The organism is Pseudomonas mosselii, assembly GCF_019823065.1.
GTDB lineage: Bacteria > Pseudomonadota > Gammaproteobacteria > Pseudomonadales > Pseudomonadaceae > Aquipseudomonas > Aquipseudomonas mosselii.
The window spans coordinates 2,658,957-2,677,377 of the sequence record NZ_CP081966.1 but is presented as its reverse complement, the minus strand read 5'-3'; the positions used below and the strand labels follow the sequence as shown (position 1 = coordinate 2,677,377).

At 66.4% G+C, this 18,421-nt stretch carries 18 protein-coding genes and 1 riboswitch; of the genes, 5 read left to right on the top strand and 13 right to left on the bottom strand.

Features of this window, described 5'->3' with window-relative positions; all coding sequences use genetic code 11:
- Positions 1 to 5: 5 nt before the first annotated feature.
- The 9 genes from K5H97_RS12460 to K5H97_RS12420 form a co-directional block, all read right to left on the bottom strand.
- Complete coding sequence (locus tag K5H97_RS12460) at positions 6 to 248, bottom strand: hypothetical protein (protein ID WP_143496108.1); 243 nt, start codon at positions 246 to 248, stop codon at positions 6 to 8.
- 165 nt (positions 249 to 413) lie between these two features.
- Complete coding sequence (gene ureG, locus K5H97_RS12455) at positions 414 to 1,055, bottom strand: urease accessory protein UreG (protein ID WP_028689448.1); 642 nt, start codon at positions 1,053 to 1,055, stop codon at positions 414 to 416.
- Between the two features lie 11 nt (positions 1,056 to 1,066).
- On the bottom strand, positions 1,067 to 1,741 hold the full coding sequence (locus K5H97_RS12450) for an urease accessory protein UreF (RefSeq protein WP_028689447.1): 675 nt from the start codon (positions 1,739 to 1,741) through the stop codon (positions 1,067 to 1,069).
- Complete coding sequence (locus K5H97_RS12445; protein WP_028689446.1) at positions 1,741 to 2,286, bottom strand: HupE/UreJ family protein; 546 nt, start codon at positions 2,284 to 2,286, stop codon at positions 1,741 to 1,743. Before K5H97_RS12445 ends, K5H97_RS12450 begins: the two co-directional genes overlap by 1 nt.
- Positions 2,287 to 2,305: 19 nt before the next feature.
- On the bottom strand, positions 2,306 to 2,791 hold the full coding sequence (gene ureE / locus K5H97_RS12440; RefSeq protein ID WP_028689445.1) for an urease accessory protein UreE: 486 nt from the start codon (positions 2,789 to 2,791) through the stop codon (positions 2,306 to 2,308).
- A gap of 10 nt (positions 2,792 to 2,801) precedes the next feature.
- Complete coding sequence (ureC, locus tag K5H97_RS12435; RefSeq protein WP_028689444.1) at positions 2,802 to 4,505, bottom strand: urease subunit alpha; 1,704 nt, start codon at positions 4,503 to 4,505, stop codon at positions 2,802 to 2,804.
- Positions 4,502 to 4,819 carry an urease subunit beta gene (locus tag K5H97_RS12430; protein ID WP_028689443.1) on the bottom strand — a complete coding sequence of 106 codons (318 nt, stop codon included), beginning with the start codon at positions 4,817 to 4,819 and terminating at the stop codon, positions 4,502 to 4,504. The genes ureC and K5H97_RS12430 overlap by 4 nt, the downstream gene beginning before the upstream one ends.
- 10 nt (positions 4,820 to 4,829) lie before the next feature.
- Positions 4,830 to 5,132 (bottom strand): urease subunit gamma, encoded by a 303-nt coding sequence (locus tag K5H97_RS12425; RefSeq protein ID WP_028689442.1) that lies wholly within the window; start codon positions 5,130 to 5,132, stop codon positions 4,830 to 4,832.
- An 11-nt stretch (positions 5,133 to 5,143) separates the two neighbouring features.
- Positions 5,144 to 5,977: an urease accessory protein UreD gene (locus K5H97_RS12420; protein ID WP_028689441.1), complete on the bottom strand. Its 834-nt coding sequence runs from the start codon at positions 5,975 to 5,977 to the stop codon at positions 5,144 to 5,146.
- A 284-nt stretch (positions 5,978 to 6,261) separates the two neighbouring features.
- Between K5H97_RS12420 and K5H97_RS12415 the strand changes: the two genes are divergently transcribed.
- The gene (locus K5H97_RS12415) at positions 6,262 to 6,630 is read left to right on the top strand and encodes a glyoxalase superfamily protein (protein ID WP_028689440.1); all 369 of its coding nucleotides are present in this window, start codon (positions 6,262 to 6,264) and stop codon (positions 6,628 to 6,630) included.
- A complete protein-coding gene (locus K5H97_RS12410) occupies positions 6,627 to 6,980 on the top strand; it encodes a hypothetical protein (RefSeq protein ID WP_028689439.1) in 354 nt (117 codons plus the stop codon). Before K5H97_RS12415 ends, K5H97_RS12410 begins: the two co-directional genes overlap by 4 nt.
- 15 nt (positions 6,981 to 6,995) lie before the next feature.
- Here the strand turns inward: K5H97_RS12410 and K5H97_RS12405 are convergent, their stop codons facing one another.
- Positions 6,996 to 9,833: an HD domain-containing phosphohydrolase gene (locus tag K5H97_RS12405; RefSeq protein WP_028689438.1), complete on the bottom strand. Its 2,838-nt coding sequence runs from the start codon at positions 9,831 to 9,833 to the stop codon at positions 6,996 to 6,998.
- Positions 9,834 to 10,407: 574 nt separating this feature from the next.
- Here K5H97_RS12405 and K5H97_RS12400 point away from each other — a divergent pair.
- The gene (locus K5H97_RS12400; protein ID WP_028689436.1) at positions 10,408 to 11,766 is read left to right on the top strand and encodes an 8-oxoguanine deaminase; all 1,359 of its coding nucleotides are present in this window, start codon (positions 10,408 to 10,410) and stop codon (positions 11,764 to 11,766) included.
- 5 nt (positions 11,767 to 11,771) lie between these two features.
- Here K5H97_RS12400 and K5H97_RS12395 read toward each other — a convergent pair whose 3' ends face one another.
- From K5H97_RS12395 to K5H97_RS12385, 3 genes are read right to left on the bottom strand one after another with little or no spacing between them, the layout of a single operon-like run.
- A complete protein-coding gene (locus K5H97_RS12395) occupies positions 11,772 to 12,695 on the bottom strand; it encodes an ABC transporter substrate-binding protein (protein WP_028689435.1) in 924 nt (307 codons plus the stop codon).
- The gene (locus K5H97_RS12390; protein WP_036985845.1) at positions 12,688 to 13,416 is read right to left on the bottom strand and encodes a hypothetical protein; all 729 of its coding nucleotides are present in this window, start codon (positions 13,414 to 13,416) and stop codon (positions 12,688 to 12,690) included. The genes K5H97_RS12395 and K5H97_RS12390 overlap by 8 nt, the downstream gene beginning before the upstream one ends.
- A gap of 11 nt (positions 13,417 to 13,427) precedes the next feature.
- Positions 13,428 to 15,383 (bottom strand): TonB-dependent receptor plug domain-containing protein, encoded by a 1,956-nt coding sequence (locus K5H97_RS12385; protein WP_051555632.1) that lies wholly within the window; start codon positions 15,381 to 15,383, stop codon positions 13,428 to 13,430.
- Positions 15,384 to 15,473: 90 nt separating this feature from the next.
- Positions 15,474 to 15,666: riboswitch (cobalamin riboswitch) on the bottom strand.
- A 136-nt stretch (positions 15,667 to 15,802) separates the two neighbouring features.
- Here K5H97_RS12385 and K5H97_RS12380 point away from each other — a divergent pair.
- Both K5H97_RS12380 and K5H97_RS12375 read left to right on the top strand, forming a co-directional pair.
- Positions 15,803 to 16,192, top strand: a complete 390-nt coding sequence (locus K5H97_RS12380; RefSeq protein ID WP_028689433.1) for a DUF2946 family protein — start codon at positions 15,803 to 15,805, stop codon at positions 16,190 to 16,192.
- A gap of 74 nt (positions 16,193 to 16,266) precedes the next feature.
- Positions 16,267 to 18,420: a TonB-dependent receptor gene (locus K5H97_RS12375; protein ID WP_028689432.1), complete on the top strand. Its 2,154-nt coding sequence runs from the start codon at positions 16,267 to 16,269 to the stop codon at positions 18,418 to 18,420.
- Position 18,421: the final 1 nt, after the last annotated feature.

Sequence of the window (18,421 nt, the reverse complement as noted above, 5' to 3'; positions counted from 1 at the left end):
TGCGATCAATCGAAATCGAAAGGCGGCTGACAGTTCCCGGCCGGTGTCCGCGCCGTTCCTTGTGGGCATGCCCCACACCCCGTATCGCCAAGGTATGCAGCGGCAAGCTGCAGCCTCTGCTCGGCAGCGTCGTCGCGACTGAACGGCGAATGCGCTTTGGCAACGACAGCGCTTGCCTGCTCATCACCATGCGCAGCCTGGATCAAGCCTGCAGATGCCAAAAACGCTGCCAATACGGCCTTGTTCATACAGTGTCCTTTCAGTGAGTCCTGGTTTCATTTACCGCTGGCGAATTCTTTCCCCTGCAGCCCGACAGACTTTATCTGTCAGCCGGGCCATTCAGCTTTAGGAAAAGCCCACTCCGCCGCCCGAAACCCTCTTCAGAACAGTAGGCAATCAGTCGAGTAAGTCACTCACGCTCCATAACTCCTACAGCCTCTTTCTCCCAGCATCCCCCGCTCGACGATGAAATCGATTACCGCTTGCAAGCCCTCGCCCTTCTTCAGGTTGCTGAACGTCCATGGCCGCTCCGGGCGCATGCGCCGGGTATCACGCTCCATCACCTCCAGAGAAGCACCAACATAGGGCGCCAGGTCGGTCTTGTTGATCACCAGGAAATCTGACTTGGTGATGCCCGGCCCGCCCTTGCGCGGGATCTTCTCGCCCTCGGCCACATCGATCACGTAGATGGTAAGGTCGGCCAGCTCCGGGCTGAAGGTGGCGCTGAGGTTGTCGCCGCCACTCTCGACGAAGATCACTTCGAGGTTGCCGAACCTGCGCGCCAGTGCCTCGACGGCGGCCAGGTTCATCGAGGCGTCCTCGCGGATGGCGGTGTGCGGACAGCCACCGGTCTCGACGCCGACGATACGCTCGGGTGCAAGGGCCCCGGCCTCGGTGAGGATGCGCTGGTCCTCCTTGGTGTAGATGTCGTTGGTCACCACGGCGATCTGGTAGTGGTCGCGCATGGCCTTGCACAGGCACTCGAGCAGCGCGGTCTTGCCGGATCCGACCGGGCCGCCGACACCGACGCGCAAGGGTTGCTGGTAGTTTTCCATCTAGGCAGTCCTCAGGAACGGAACAAACGGGTGTATTGGGTTTCGTGACGCGATGAGGCGATGGCCAGCAGCGGCAGACCGCCGCCGAGCTGGTCGTCGTCGAGGGCCAGGGCATGATCGAGCACCGCGGGCAGCTCCTCGCCCAGGTCACGCAGCAAGGTCTGGGCGGCCTGCTGGCCGAACGGCACCAGCTTCACCCCCGCCATCACCGCCCCTTCCAGCCAGGCGAAGCCATGGCCCAGGGCGAGCTGGCGCAGAGGAATCGACCAATGCGCGCCGAGCCAGGCCATGCCGCCCAACTGACTGAGTTCGAGGCTGGCGCGCCAGGCCGGAGCCTGCGCCAGTTGCCAGCCATCGAGCAGGCGTGCCAGGGCGCTGCCGCGCTGGCGCTCTTCAAGGCGCAGTTCGGCAGTCTCGCGGTTGGCCAGCAGGAACAGGCTCCAGTGGGCGAAGGCATCGGCATCGTCTGCCTGGCATGCCCGGTAAAGGCGTGCCAGCAGCGGCCAATCGAGATGGCCGAGGGTGTCGCGCAACTGCTCGCGCTGCCAGGCCGCGAAGCCCTTGGCACCCTTCACCCAGCCGGCTTCCACGGCCCACTCCAGGCCTTGCGAGTAGGTGAAGCCGCCCACGGGCAGGCCGGGGCTGGCCAGCTGCAACAGGCGCAGCAACGCCAGGTCGCTGGTCATCAGCCGGCCAGCACCAGGGCGGCACCGGCCAGCAGGCCGCCGCCAAAGGCTTTCTGCAGGCCGGCATGACGACGCAGCAGGCAGCCGACGCCGAAGCCCACCGCCAGCAGCAGGCCGCTGACCGTGACGAAGCCGGCGCTGAACTGCCAGAACGCGCTGGGGGTGGCTTCCACGCCGTGGGCCCAGCCGTGGAACAGGGCGAACACCGGCATGATCAGCGACAGCAGCAACTGGCGGCTCGGCAGCAGCATGGCGGCGGCGGCCACCAGCAGCGAGCCGAGGATCATCTGCTCCATACCAACCACGTCGCCGAACAGATGGCCGCACACCGCGCCAACAAACATCGCCGCCAGGGTCGCCAACGGCAGGGCCAGGTTGCGTCGGGTCAGGGCGGCGAGCACGCCGGTACCGAGCAGCATCAGCAGGTGATCGAGGCCGGTCAGCGGGTGCAGCAGGCCGTCCTGCAACGGGTTGGCGTCGTGGCCGGGGTGGGCGAAGGCCGGCAGGGCCACCATCAGCAGTACCAGGGCGAAAGTCTTTTTCATTGTGGGCTCCAGGGTGAGGTCAGGAATGGGCAGGCAAACGAACGAACGGATGGGCGTGGCCGTGGGAATGTCCGTGTGGCGCGCTCTGGTAGGCGCCGGCCTCGGGCTCGAACGGCGCCTGTTCGGCGACCACCTCCAGCCCCAGGCCGCGCAGCATGTCGTCGAGCACATGGTCGTGCTGGTAACGCAACAGGCCCGGCTCGATCTGCAGCGGCACATGGCGGTTGCCCAGGTGGTAGGCGGCGCGGGCCAGCAGGTGCGGGTCGGCGCAGCGCACCGTGGACACCGCCTCCGGCGCGGCCAGTACCTGGATTACCTGAGTGCCTTCGGCGTCGCTCAGCAGTTCGCCGCCACGCAGCAGATGGCCGCGCTCGAGCATCAATCCGGCCTCGCGGCCATCCTCGAGGGTGACGCGCAGACGGCTCTTGATGCGGCTGTCGACATCGAGGGTGACGGTGCCGGTGATGGCGCCGGCTTGGGTGATGCGACGGGTGAGGACAATCATGTTCGCTCCTTCAGAACAGGAAATAGCGCTGCGCCAGCGGCAGCTCGTGGGCCGGCTCGCACACCAGCAACTCGCCGTCGGCGCGCACCTGGTAGGTCTGGGCATCGACCTCGATCAGCGGTTGCAGGGTGTTGTGGACCATGTCGGCCTTGCGCACCCGCCGACAGCCATGGGCCACGCCGATCAGGCTCTGCAGCTTCAGCTCATGGGGCAGGCCACGGTCCAGGGCGGCCTGGGGCAGAAAGGTCATGCGCGTGGCATGCCGCGCCGCGCCCAGGGCGCCGAACATAGGCCGGTAGTGCACCGGTTGCGGGGTCGGGATCGAGCCGTTGATATCGCCCATTGGCGCCGTGGCGATCATCCCGCCCTTGAGCACCAGCGCCGGCTTGACCGCGAAGAACGCCGGCGCCCACAACACCAGGTCGGCGAGCTTGCCCACCTCCACCGAACCGACCTCGTGGGCGATGCCATGGGTCAGCGCCGGGTTGAGGGTGTACTTGGCGATGTAGCGCTTGACCCGGAAGTTGTCGCTGTAGGCGCCATCCGGCGCCAGCGGGCCACGGCGCAGCTTCATCTGGTGCGCCACCTGCCAGGTGCGCAGCACCACCTCGCCGACCCGGCCCATGGCCTGGGAGTCGGACGAGGTCATGGCGAAGGCGCCCATGTCGTGGAGGATATCCTCGGCGGCGATGGTCTCGCGGCGGATGCGCGACTCGGCGAAAGCCACGTCCTCGGCGATGCTCGGGTCCAGGTGGTGGCAGACCATGAGCATGTCGAGATGCTCGTCTACCGTGTTCACGGTGTAGGGCAGCGTCGGATTGGTCGAGGACGGCAGCACGTTGGCCTGCCCCGCCGCGCGGATGATGTCCGGCGCGTGGCCGCCACCTGCCCCTTCGGTGTGGAAGGTGTGAATAGTGCGCTCGCCGATGGCGGCCAGGGTGTCCTCAATGCAACCCGACTCGTTGAGCGTGTCGGTGTGGATCGCCACCTGGATGTCCATCTCCTCGGCCACGCCCAGGCAGCAGTCGATGGCGGCGGGCGTCGAGCCCCAGTCCTCGTGCAGCTTGAGGCCCACGGCGCCGGCAGCAATTTGCTCGCGCAGGGCCTCGGGGCGCGAGGCGTTGCCCTTGCCCAGCAGGCCGATGTTGATCGGCAGGCAGTCTGCGGCCTGGAGCATGCGCGCCAGGTACCAGGGGCCGGGGGTGCAGGTGGTGGCGTTGGTGCCGGTGGCCGGCCCGGTGCCGCCGCCGATGAAGGTGGTCACGCCGCTGGTCAACGCCTCGTCCACCTGCTGCGGGCAGATGAAGTGGATATGCGAGTCGATGCCGCCTGCGGTGACGATCTTGCCTTCGGCGGCGATCACCTCGGTGCCCGGCCCTACCGGCACCGTCACGCCGGGCTGCACATCAGGGTTGCCGGCCTTGCCGATGGCGGCGATACGGCCGTGCTTGACGCCGATATCGGCCTTGACGATGCCCCAGTGGTCGATGATCAACGCGTTGGTCAGCACCAGGTCCATGGCCTCGGCCGCCAGCATCTGGCCCTGGCCCATGCCGTCGCGGATCACCTTGCCGCCGCCGAACTTGACCTCTTCGCCATAGATCGTGAAGTCCTTCTCCACCTCCACCCACAGCGCGGTGTCGGCCAGGCGCACGCGGTCGCCGACAGTGGGCCCGAACATGTCGGCGTAGGCCCGACGGGAAATACGGCTCATGCCTTGCCCTCCAGCGCGCCCATCACCTTGCCCTGAAAGCCGTACACCTCGCGCTTGCCGGCATAGGCCACCAGTTGCACGGTGCGGGCCTGTCCCGGCTCGAAGCGCACCGCGGTGCCGGCCGCAATATCCAGGCGAAAGCCACGGGTCGGCTCGCGCTCGAACACCAGAGCGTCGTTGACTTCGTAGAAATGATAGTGCGAGCCCACCTGCACCGGACGGTCGCCATGGTTGGCCACGCTCACGCTGAGGGTCTGGCGGCCAACGTTGAGTTCGATGTCGCCCTCGGCGACCTGGACTTCTCCGGGGATCATGCCGGCCTCCTCAAACGATGGGTTCATGCACGGTCACCAGCTTGGTGCCGTCGGGGAAGGTCGCCTCGACCTGGACGTCGTGCAGCATCTCCGGCACGCCAGCCATCACCTGCTCGCGCACCAGCACCTCGCGGCCCAGGCTCATCACCTCGGCCACCGTGCGGCCATCGCGGGCGCCTTCGAGCACGGCGGCGCTGATCAGTGCCACCGCTTCCGGGTAATTGAGTTTCAGGCCACGGGCCAGACGCCGCTCGGCCAGCAAGGCGGCGGTGAACAGCAGCAGTTTGTCTTTCTCTCGCGGGGTCAGCTCCATGGCGGCTCTCTTCAGGTGGCCCAGATGCGCGGCGGGCACGGCGCCAGGCCGAGCACGGCCGGGCGCAGCAGGTGCCAGAGGCGCTGCAGGTTGCGTTGCAGGTGTTGGTTGTCGTGGTCGAGCAGGCGGATCACCAGCAGCGGGCCGAGCAGGGTCGCGCCGGCGGGCGTGGCCAGTTCGTCGAGGGCCTGGCGTACCTGCTCAAGCAGCGCCTGGTCGGCCGGCGCGGCGCAGAACGTGGCGACCAGCGGGTGCCCGGCCAGTTTGTCCAGTTGCCCGCCTTCGATACGCAGGCGCTCGTGCAGGCCGGGCTCACCGGGCAATTCGATAAGTAGCCGGCTGTCCAGGGCGCCCTGCTCGAAGCGTTCGTTCATCACCGGGCGGCCCAGGCACAGCGTCTCCCAGGCCAGCAAGCGGGCACCGGGCTCAAGGGTGAAACGGCTGTCCAGGCGGGCTCGGGCGCCGTTAAAGAAAATGCTGTCCTGGGGCAGCCACTCCAGGGTGCTGCCGGCGGCGAGGTGAAAGCGCTGGGCCAGCCGTGCGGTGGGGCCGATGCTGCGGTAGAACTTGCTGGCGCCGGGCATGGTCAGCAAGGCGTGGCTGCCGGCCTCCAGGTGGATGTCCAGTTCCAGCCGGTCACCGGCGACGATCCCCCCGGGCGGGTGCAGCACATAGACATGGCACGGTGCGCCCTCCGGATAGAACGGCCGCTGCACCAAAAGAGGTCCGACATGACGGCGCGCACCAAGGCGGGTCACGCCTTCACGCTGGACAAAGCGCAACTGCAGATGGGCGCTCCAGCCCGGGTCTGCCTGCGGTGGGTCGATCTGTTGCGCCAACGACATCCTGGAACCCCTGAAATCCGTGGCCTGGCGGCCGGATTGAGGGTCAAGCGCGGGGGGCTTTCGGGCACGCCGGGCTGACCGCTCGATCAATATTCGCTGAGGGGATATAGCAGGGAACGGGCCAACTGCGCAGATGAACGATGATGAAACTTTCGGACCGCCAGTCACGCCGCGAGGCTGCGGCCCAGAGCGGCTGCGCCCCGGTGCGCAATTCAAGTGCCAGCCTCCGTGGCGAACTGCGCTAAAGTGACCACCCTGCCCTTTTTCGAGCCAAGGACGCCCTCATGCAATTCGCCCCCGCCATTCCGATCCTGCGGATCTTCTCGGTCGACAAAGCCCGGGAGTTCTACCTCGATTTCCTCGGTTTCCAGCTCGACTGGGAACACCGGTTTGCCCCGGACCTGCCGCTGTACATGCAGGTTCACCGCGACGGCCTGATCCTGCACCTGTCCGAGCACCACGGCGACGCCACGCCGGGCGCGGCGGTGTTCGCCCGGGTCGAGGACCTCAAGGCCCTGGAGGGCGAGCTCATGGCCAAGCGCTATGGCTATGCGCGCCCACAAGCCGAGGCGGTCGACTGGGGCCTGGAAATGCAGGTGGTCGACCCGTTCGGCAACCGACTTCGCTTCTGCCAGCAGATCGACAACGTCTGATGGCTACAGGCAAACGTGCCTTGGCGCGCCTGGAGCGGGAAATGGTCGCCTGCCTGACCGAAGCCTGCGCCACCGCCCAGGGCGAGATCGTCGGCTTCGCCTGGCTCACCCACCAGGTAGACCTCGATGACTTCCCCGCCAGCCTGCGCATCACCTGGGTCTTCACCGACGACACCGACAAGGCCCGGGCCCTGGCCGGCGCGGACAAGGCGCGGATGATCGCGCTGACGGCCCAGGCGCTGGCGGATGCTGGAATCGTGCTGGATCATGTGGCCTGGCACGTGCGTTTCGACAGCGAGGAAGCCTGCTGGCGCGATCACGGGGGCGACTGGAACCGGCGCCTGCGTTGACAGGCCCGGCAACGCCTACAGTTGCGTCAGCCAGTAGGCCACGTCCACCTCGTCGATCTGCTCGGGGCGCAGGAACTGCTCGGCATACTGCCGGTACACGCCGGAGCTGAGAAACAGCCGCAGCAACTGCCCGTCGAGATGGTTGTCACGCGCCATGAAGACCAGGATCTTCACCGACTCGGACAAGGTCTTGGGCGCCTTGTACGGCCGATCCGCCGCCGTCAGCGCCTCGAAAATGTCGGCGATCGCCATCACCCGCTCGGGAATGCCCAGCGCGTCCTGGCCGAGCCGGCGTGGATAGCCGCTGCCGTCCATCTTCTCGTGGTGGTTGCCGGCAATCGCCGGCACACGCCGCAGCTGACGCGGAAACGGCAAGGCGCTGAGCATGATGATGGTCTGCACGATGTGCTCGTTGATCTTGAAGCGCTCCTCGTCGTTGAGCGTGCCCCGGCGGATCGACAGGTTGTACAGTTCGCCGTGGTTGCTGGCATGGGCCGGCAGGTGCATATCGAAGCCCCAGCAGTTACGCGGATCGTCCTTGGCCACCGGTGGCTTGCGCGGTCCCCAGGGCACCTGGTGCTCGTCGCGGTCGGCAAGCAGCAGCTCCTCCACCGGCAAGGGCGCGGGTGGCGTGTCGGCGAAGCACGCGGCCTCGTCGCGGGAGATGCCCAGGCGGTTGTCGAAGTGCCGCAGCCAGCGGCGCTGGCCGATAAGGCGCAGGCGCTCGATGTCGGCCTCCTGCATGAACTCGCCGCCAATATTGGCGTTGGCGACGAAGGCGAACTCGTCCTGCAGCTCGGCCCGGCTTTGTTCCAGCTGGCGTCGCAGCACCGCCTCGTCGTCGCCATTGGCCACGCTTTGCCAATAGGCGATCTCGCTGTCGCGCCAGAGCACTTCGAAGCGCATCCGCACCTCGTGGATGCGGTTGTACAAGGTCTCGAGCTTGGTCGCCTTGTCCACCACGTACTCGGGGCTGGTGATCTTGCCGCAATCGTGCAGCCAGGCTGCCACGCGAAACTCATAGCGCTCGGCCTCGTTCATGGTGAAGGCGGCATAGGGGCCGCTGTCGGCCTGAACGGCCTGGTCCAGGAGCATCTGCGCCAGCTGCGGCACGCGCTCGCAATGGCCGCCGGTATAGGGGCTCTTGGCGTCGATGGCATCGGCCAGCAGCTTGATCATGGCATCCAGCAGGCGCTGCTGGGACTCGATCAGCTGACGCGTCTCGATGGCCATGGCGGCGGCGCCGGACAACTCGTCGACGAAACGCCGGAACGCCTGCCCTGCATGTTCGTCCTCCAGTTGCAGCACCAGGATGCCGAGCAGCGCCTGGCCACGGTCGTTGAGTACCACCGCCAGGCTGCGCCCCTGCAACGACAGGGCCTGGGTCACGGCGCTGGCCAGATCCTGATGATCCTCTTCGTGGACCGCCAGCTCTCCCGGATAGTCCTGTGCCCGGCAGGCCGCGGCCAGGCGCAGGCGAGCGTTGTCCGCGTCGTACAGGTACACCGCACCGGCACTGGCGCTGGCGGCGGCCACCAGATGGTTGAGCACGCTGTCGAGCATGCGTTCGAGCTGGGTCTCGCGGCTGAGGGTGAGTGTGATCGCCTGGAAGTTGCGGATGGTACCGGACATGCGGCTCAGCACCCGGCTCAGCTCACGCACCTCCGAGACCCGCGAGAGCACCCCCACCTCGCGGCTGAAATCAAAACCGGCCAGGCCCTGCACCTGCTCGGTGAGCCGCCGCAGCGGGCGACCGATACGCCGGCCCAGCAAGCCACCAAGCAGCAACAGCACGGCCGCCAGCGCCGCGGCCCAGAGCAGTTGCTCGAACAGCACCTGGCGAGCTCCGGCTAGCAGCTCATGGGCCGGCACGGCGATCAGCAGCTGCAGGTCCTGCCCGGCCACGGTGGTCAGCGGCACGCGCATGCCGTACCAGGTCTTCCCCTCGACCTGGTACGCCTGTGGACGCGTACCTTGGAGAGCATCGGTGTGGACCCGCGCAAGGCTGGCAATACCCAGCTCATCAATGCGCGACAGACGCACCGCGTCGCCCTCGCGAACGATCACCCGTTGCAGGTCCGGATAAGCCACCACGCTGCCCTGGTCATCGACCACGGCGATCTCGGTGCCGGCGGTCATGCGCAGGTCGCGGCTCTCGCTGGCCAGGTCGGTGATCGAGACGTCCATGCCAATCACCGCCGCGCCATCGACGCTACGCTGGGCCATGGTCAGGCCGATCTCGCGGGTGGTGAAGAACACATAAGGGCGGGTGAGCACAGTGGTGGATTGCGCCGAGGCTTCGACGAACCAAGGCCGTTGGCGCGGATCGTAGCGATAATCCGGTTTGGGCTGTTGCAGCAGCAGGGTCATTGCCTGGTCATAGAAACGCCATTCGCCGTGCAACGCACCGTCTGCGCCAAGGCTGACGGTCTGCACCAGGAACGTCGTATTCGCCGGGGCCGCGAAGCGCTGAAGCAACTGTGGATCACGCAGGCGACGGACCAGCAGGAACTCGCCATTGGGATAACCAAGGTAGGCAGCACTGAGCATGCGATTGGCGCGCAGGGTCTCGACCAGTTGCGGCAGGCGCTCCAGGTGCTGCGCCATTGTGCCCGCAGAGCCATCGAAGGCCAGCAGGCGGATACTGCTCTGCACCGGATCGACCAGGCGCCGGGCGCGCTCGTCGATGGTCCTGCCGACCTGCTGGGCGGCATCACCAGCGGCGGCCACCAGCGTCTGGCGCACACCCAGGTAACCCTGCCAGGCCAGGGCCGAGCCAAGCGCCAGCATGCCCAGCATGATCGCCAGCGCCACCAGCCACTGCAGGGAAATACTCCGGCCATGGTTGTTCATCAATGCCTGCCCCCCGCAGACACCCGCCTTGGCGCATGCTCGATCAACGCGCAGCCCATTCCAGGTACTCCCCGTGTGGTGATTTCCACAGTGTAATCAGCCAATGCGAACATGCCGGCCACAGCGTAGTCGGCAGCGAGACAGTCGCATACTGGCATATCGACATCAAGCATGCAGTGCCCCATCGCCCACGCCGTCTTCATGGCACTCGTGGGCTCGCCAGCAAATATCCCGTATACAAAAAAAAGCAATTCTGTTTACACTACGCGGCGCCTACGACAACGGTCATCGCCGTTGCGTATTGCGACAGGCACAAGCCATGCGACATCCGCTACCGCCCACCCTCATCGGGTTTCCTGCTCGAATGCCGTGCGTCCTGAACGCCGCATCCGTCCTGCTACCGTCTGCCCACACGCTGCCAATGCCCTCACCGGCGCTACGCGTGCACGGCACATCGTTCGCCCCAGCTTTCGACGCCCGGCCTCGCCGCGCCTGACAGCTCAGTCGCGCCCGGTGCGAACGCCGGGTGCCTCCCTACACTCAGAAAACACACCCCAACCGGGAGGGGACCCTCATGCCCAAGACACTACTGGTCAAGAACGCCGAACTGCTGGTGACCATGGACGGCGAGCGCCGCGAGATCAAACGCGGCGGGCTCTACATCGAAGACAACGTGATCAAGCAGGTCGGCCCCAGCGATACCCTGCCACAGCACGCCGACGTGATCCTCGACATGACCGGCAAGGTGGTCATCCCTGGCCTGGTCAACACCCACCACCACATGTACCAGAGCCTTACCCGCGTGGTGCCAGCGGCCCAGGACGGCGAGCTGTTCAACTGGCTGACCAACCTCTACCCGATCTGGGCGCGGCTGACCCCGGAGATGATCTCGGTATCGACCCAGACCGCCATGGCCGAGCTGATCCTCTCGGGCTGCACCACCTCCAGCGACCACCTGTACATCTACCCCAACGGTTGCAAGCTCGACGACAGCATCCACGCCGCCGAGCAGATCGGCATGCGCTTTCACGCCGCCCGCGGCAGCATGAGCGTCGGCCGCAGCCAGGGCGGCCTGCCGCCGGATTCGGTGGTGGAGAAGGAAAGCGACATCCTCAAGGAGTCGCAGCGTCTGATCGAGGACTACCACGATGCCCGCCACGGCTCGATGCTGCGTGTGGTGGTGGCGCCCTGCTCGCCGTTCTCGGTCAGCCGCGACCTGATGCGCGAGGCGGCGGTGCTGGCCCGTCAGTATGGCGTGTCGCTACACACCCACCTGGCGGAGAACGTCAACGACATCGCCTACAGCCGCGAGAAGTTCGGCATGACCCCGGCCGAGTACGCCGAGGACCTGGGCTGGGTCGGCCACGACGTGTGGCACGCCCACTGCGTGCAGCTCGACCAGCATGGCATCGAGCTGTTCGCCCGCACCGGCACCGGCGTCGCCCACTGCCCGTGCTCGAACATGCGCCTGGCTTCGGGTATCGCGCCAATCCGCAAGATGCGCGACCACGGCGTGCCGGTGGGCCTGGGGGTCGATGGTTCGGCGTCCAACGACGGCGCCAGCATGATCGGCGAGGTGCGCCAGGCGCTGCTGCTGCAACGGGTCGGTTTCGGGCCAGATGCGATGACCGCCCGCGAGGCGCTGGAGATCGCCACCTTGGGCGGTGCCAAGGTACTCAACCGCAACGATATCGGCGCCCTCGCCCCAGGCATGGTCGCCGACTTCGTGGCCTTCGACCTGGGTCATGTGGCCTATGCCGGCGCCCTGCATGACCCGCTGGCAGCGCTGGTGTTCTGTACCCCGACCCATGTCGACACCAGCGTGATCAACGGGCGCGTGGTGGTGCAGGACGGACGCATCACCACCGTCGACCTGCCGCGGGTGCTGGAGCGTCACAACCAGTTGGCGCGACAGTTGGTCATCGGCGAGTAGGCCAGCTATGGAACAGCCATTTCCCTGAGCCGCTGCGCCAGCTCCAGGGCCACCCGCCCGCTGGCCGGCGTCGGCACCAACTCAGTGAATGGGATATCGATCAAGCGGTTCTCGCGCACCGCCCGCAGGCTCGAGAGCACCGGGTCGCGGGTCAGCAACTGACGCTTGCGACTGGCCGGCGACCACAGGGCGTCGGCCAGCAGGATCACATCGGGGTCGCTGCTCAGCAGCGACTCGCGGCTGACTGTCACGCGATACTGGTCAAGCCCACCGAGCACGTTGCGCGCTCCGGCGGCGGCCAGCAACGGCGTGACGAAACCCCGCCCGCCTTCGCTGTCCAGCCCCCGGACCTCACTGTCGAGGTAGAACACCGACAACGGCCTGCCGTTCGCAACAATCGCCCTGGCCCGCGCCAGGTCCGCGTCCATCGCTTCGATCAGCGCCTGGGCCCTTGCCTGCCGGCCCAGCAGCTCGCCGAGGAGGGTCAGGTCACGCCGGACATGGGCGTAGTAATCCAGCGAATGGCCGGCACAGGCCGATTCAAGCAAATAGCTGGAGATCCCGTTGCCGGCCAGCCGAGTTCGCGAGCTGACCCCGTCGCCAAAGGCCGAGGCGAATCCGCCGACCACCAGGTCAGGCCTTTGCGCATACAGCACCTCGCTGGCCGGGTACTCCCGGGCGATCACCGGCACGCCCTGGTAGCGGCCCTGCGTGTAGGCGGCGCCGTTGTCGTCCAGGTAGGCCACGCCGACCATCGATGGCCCGGCGCCGAGGGCGAGCAGCAGGTCGGCCGCGTGCTGGTTGAGGGCGACGATACGCGCAGGCGCCGCAGCGGGCCGTTGCCAGTCCTGCCCACAGTTGCGATAGCTGCCGGCCAGGACCGGTGTGCCACAGCACAAGGCCAACGACAGCAGCCAGGCGCTACGCATCGCCAGCCCCTCCTTTGATCAGCAGTCTTTCGGCGATCCTTGCGCCCTGTAGATGCATTTCCACCAATTCCTCCACCTCCCGATCATCACGTACCCGATACCAGCAGCCGTCCGGGTGCACCGTCAGTACTGGCCCCAGGTTGCAGGGGAACTGGCAACCAGTGCGAGTCAGCAGCACGCCGCCCGGCGTCTCGATCAAGTCATGGTCCAGCAGCCGCCGGCGCAGGCGTTTCCACAACGGCAAGGCACCGCGCCGCACACAGCGCGGGCCGGTGCACAGGAACACTTGGCGGGCATGCTCGGGCACACGCGACCAGTCCGGATCGCTGGCCACCGCGTTGACCTGGTCGCACGGCAGGTGGCGGGTGTGCTCACCGATGCTGGCACAGGCCGCCCGCGCGTCCAGGCCGCGACGGCCCAAGGCCTGGGCCGTGACCCAGACACCGGCCCGACCTTGCGCCAGACGCCCCAGCTCATCGCGCAGCCAGTCAAGGTAGGCGCTGTCCGAGGTGGGTTCCAGGTCCACTACCAGCAAGCGCTCAACACCCTGGTCAAGGGCCTCGCGGATAACCACCCACAGCCCATCGAAGCCCTCCAGGGTATCTACGATATCCCGGCCCGCCTCGCGGCCACGCAGGTCGCGGACCTCGGCGCCAAAGGCTTCGGCCGCAGAGCCAACGCCCAGGCCAGGGCCGACGAACAACACGCGCTGGTAGTCCATGCTCACGCCCCTCAGAAGGTGTAGGTGTACCGCAGTTCGCTGGTGAACGGCCGTCCGAGATTGTCGACGTTGCTCGCCCGGCTGGTGACATAGTCGCGGTCGAACAGGTTCTCCACCAGCAGGCTCAACCGGTGCTGGCGGGCACCGTCCAGGTAGCGGTAGGCATCGACGTCGACCACCGAGTAATGGCCGTACTCGACGCCCTTGGAGCTGACCACATCGCGAATGTAGCGAATGGCCCCTCCGGCACCCCACATGCGGTCCGCCGATTCGTAGCCGAGCCGCGAGCGGGCGAAGAAACTCGGCACGTCGTTGATCGTCGCCCCGGTGCGCGACTCGGTGAGGTTACGGGTCATGTCGGCCTGCAGGCTCCATTGGTCGTCGAGCTGGATACGTGCATCGGCCTCGAAACCCCGCATCTGCACCTGGCCCTGGCCGTTCACCCACTGGCTGCCGTCCAGGGTGATCAGGTCGGTGATCTTGCGCCGGAACACGGTGACGCTGGCGCTGAATTCGCGCGCCAGCAGCAGGCCGTGGTAGTCCAGGCCAAGCTCGGCGTTGCGGCTCTTCTCGGGCTTGAGGTCGCGGTTGCCGATCTCGTCGCCGGGCTCGTTGACGAACAGCTGCTCGGCGTTGGGCAGCTTGTAGGCGCTGCCGTACTGGCCACGCAGTTGCCAGTTGTCGTTCAGGTCGTACAGCGAGGTAAGCATGCCGACGGTGGCGCTGTCGCCGCCGCTCATGGCCTCGTGGCGCACGCCAAGGCTCGGGTGCCAGTCCGGCAAGGCCTCGATCCTCGGCCGCAGCTGGGCATACAGCGCATTGGCCTGGGCCTTGTTGTCGTCGATCACCAGCACATCGTCCTGGCCCTTGAACCACTGGTTGTCGGAACCGAACACCAGCACATGGCCGCCGTCGAGTTCGGCCTTGCCCTCGGCCTGCACGCCCCAGTCGGTGAAACCCCAGTAGTCGTTGTGGTTGACCACGTTACGGCTGCCATCGTCACGGTTGTTGATGCGGGTGTAGCGGGTGTCCCAATCGTTGACGTGGCCCTTGATGAAGTAGCTCAGGCGCTCGTTGAGGCGCTGCTCGAAGGTCGCCGTGGCGATCTGCTGCACGCGGTCGTTGGTGGTCTTGTAGTTGTTCACTGGCCGGGCGAAATCAAGGTTGGCGTCGGTGTACTGGTAGAACAGTTCCAGCCGCGCATCGTCGCCGAAGGCCTGGACCGCCTTGCCGCCGAAGGTGGTCACCTCGTAACCGCGTTTCTTGTCGCTGACGTTGCCGCTGTAGTCGCGGTTGCGAAACGGCTGGTAGCCATCAGAGACGTTGTGGCTGACATAGGCCAGCAGGCCCAGGTCGCCGAAGCCGTTACTGAAGATCCGCTCGACGCGGGCGTCCTTGCTGCTGCCGGCGAAGCTGTCCAGGCCCAGGTTGACCTCACCCGAAGCCTCGCGGCTCTGCGGGCTGCGGGTGACGATATTGATCACCCCGGCCACCGCCTGGGTACCGAATAACAGGCTCTGGCCGCCCTTGAGCACCTCGATGCGCTCCACCGCGTTGGCCGGCAGGGTGTCCAGGTACAGGCCGCCGTACAGGCGGTTGTTCAAGCGCACGCCGTCGAGCAGGATCAGGGTGTCGTCGTTACGCCCGCCGAGCAGCGAATAGGTGCCGTAGTCGAACGGGCCGTTCTTCGGCGCGACGTAGAAGCCGGGGATGAACATCTGCATCACCCGGGTGATGTCGGCGCCGGGGCCGGCGCGCTCGATCTGCTCACGGCTGACGATCTCGACCTTGCTGCCGTACTGGGCCATGGCGGCGACGTTGGTCGACTCCACCGACGGCGCGACGACGATCTGCTGGTCGAGGACCAGGGGCGTGTTTTCGGCCAGTGCCAGGGGACTGGCCAGGCATCCCAGAAGCAGGGTCCGGGCCTTGGGGGATAAACGTCGGGAGTGAATCACAGCAATCATGCTCTTCTCGAAAGTGACTTTCGCAGAAGCACGCAGGAGCACGGATCGCGCACACGCCAATACCGGCCCATGCCCGCCCACCGCAGGAGTTTGCCTACCACATTCCAGGCCGGTCTCCGGGCTCGCAAGACTAGACGCCTTCACCTTCCCATGGCGCATTGGCCACAGTGGTCTGTCGAAGGCATCACTTGCATACCGTTGCGGGGGCAGCACCGGACTCGTACCGGTTTCCCGTTTAACCCCATGCGCGGCGGCATGGGACACCTGAAATCGGTCGGCATCTGAACACCTGGGGCCCAGAGGCGTCAAGCCAGGCAGGCGTATCGTTTCGAATGCTTTTTATCGCAGGAACACTCTAGGCAGATGTGTCAAAAGTTGTAGAATCCGCACGCCCAACCCATTCCCTTCGAGCTTTGCCGATGAAGCTGGCCCGCCACACACGATCGCAAGTCGCCTGGGTGCTGTATTTCAGCATCCTGTTCGGCTCGTTGCTGTGCGCCATGGGCCATGGACAGATGGCAGGCTTGCGCCTGGCCGGCCTGGATGACGCCGCCTGGTGCGCGGCCGACAGCAGCGGCGTGTTCAAGGGCGACCAGGACATCACCGACCCGGTGCTGCCTGCCGGCGGCGACTGCGTGATCGCCAGCCTGTTCAGCGCCACCCTGCTGGCGGTGTTCTTCGGCCTGCTGGCCTTGCTCGCCGGGGAGTCGAGCAAACCCTTACCCAGACAACCCGCGCCGCCCCTGCCCAAGCAGCGCTGGCCCCTGGTCAATCCGCGCGCCTCCCCCGCTTCGCTTCTCGCGTTCTGACATCGCCACGCCCAAGTACTACTGCCTGATCGGCAGCGGGCGTGCGCCCACCGATTTCAGCCAGGAAGCCTTGCATGTTCCGCATGACCACTTTGGCGCTGCTCGTAGGCAGCGCAACCTGCGCCTGGGCGCAGGATGACACCCTGACCCTGCCCGCCAGCAACGTCACGGCCACCGCCGACCAACCCAAAGAAGCCACCACGCTCGATCTTGACCGCCCCATCGAAAGCGGCTCGCGGCTGAACCTCAGCGCCCGCGAAAACCCCGCCTCAGTCAGCGTTGCCGACCGCATGACCATGGAGCGCATCGGCGCGCGCAACTTCCAGGACGCCGCCAACGCCCTGCCCGGGGTCAACGCCTCGGCACCGCCCGGCTGGGGCGGCTACGTGTCTTACCGTGGTTTCAACGGCGCCCAGATCAGCCAGTTGTTCAACGGCATCAACCTGCAGTACGGCGCCACGGCGCGCCCGGTTGGCGCGTGGATCTACGACCGCGTCGAACTGCTCGGCGGCCCCTCGTCGTTCCTCAACGGCAGTGGCGCGGTCGGCGGCAGCCTGAACATGATCACCAAACTGGCCAACCGCGATGAGGACAGCTTCGAAGGCCGCGTCAGCTACGGCCGCTACGACACCCTGGAAACCTCGGTCGGCTTCAACAAGGCGCTCAACAGCGGCGACGGCCCGCGCCACTACGCGCGGCTCGACTACAGCCGCACCAATACCAATGGCTACATCGACCGCCAGGAGAACGGTGCCGGCAACCTGGCCTTCTCGCTGCTCAGCGACATCAACGAGCAGCTCTCGCACACCCTGGCCATCGAGTACCTGGAAGAGAAGGAAGACAGCCCGTACTGGGGCACGCCGGTGTTGCAGCCGGCGGTCGGCACCCTGCACATCGACAAACACAATCGCTTCAACAACTACAACGTCGAGGACGGCCGCTACGAGCAGCGCACCCGCTGGCTGCGCTCGATCACCGACTACCGCATCGACGACAGCAACCAGCTGCGCAACACCTTCTACCACTACAACGGCCAGCGCGATTATCGCAACCTCGAGGTGTACCGCTACAACGCCAGCAACACCAACATCGCCCGCTCCGGCGGTTACCGCCAGCGCCACGACCAGGAGGTCAACGGCAATCGCACCGAATTGACCCATCAAGGCCAGCTGTTCGGTCTGGCCAGCGACTGGGCGTTCGGCGTGGACTACAGCCGCAACCAGCAGACCGCCTATCCGCTGTCCAAAGGTGCCTTCGACATCATCGACCCGAATGGCTTCCAGCCCGACCACTTCCTCGACATCCCCGGCATGGACGCGCCGCGCGCCAAAGGCCGCAGCACTACCACCGACACCACGGCGGGCTTTGTCGAGAACCGCACCCGCCTGACCGACCAACTGTCGCTGATATCGGCACTGCGCTACGACCATATCGACTTCGACGTGGTCGACCACGTGAGCCGGGCCAAGCTGGACCGGCGTTGGGACGCCTTCACCGGGCGCCTGGGCCTGGTCTACGACCTGACGTCCAATATCAGCCTGTACACCCAGTACAGCACCTCGGCCGAGCCGCCGGGCGGCTCGCTCACTGGCGCCTCGCTCAGCCAGGTCGGCGACTTCGACCTGAGCACCGGGCGCCAGGTGGAAGTGGGCAGCAAGTTCGACTTCCTCGACGGGCGCGGTTCGGCCACCGCGGCGGCCTACCGCATCGTGCGCAAGAACATCTCGGTGCCCTCCTCGACCGTGCCTAATACCACCGAGCAGGCGGGCCAGCAGACCTCCACCGGCCTCGAGCTGGCGGCCTCGTTCAAGGTCACGCCCAAGCTGCTGGCGGCGGGCAACTTCAGCTGGGTCAACGCCGAGTACGACGAGTTCAACGAGACCATCGGCGGCGTGGTGTACTCGCGCAAGGGCAAGCACCCGGTGAACATCCCCGACCGTGTCGCCAACCTGTGGCTGACCTACGACCTGGCGCCGGGCTGGCAGGTCGGCGCCGACGCCCGCTATGTGTCGTCGGTGTACGCCAACACCGCCAACACCGCCTGGGTGCCGTCGTACACCGTCTATGGGCTGTCCATGACCCACGACCTGGACAAGCACGTGCAGCTCAGCGCGCGGCTGCGCAACCTCACCGACGAGGTCTATGCGCGTTTCATCCACCAGACCAACACCCAGTACTACCTGGGTGAGCCGCGCAGCCTGGAAGTGGCTGTGCAGTGGCGCTACTGAT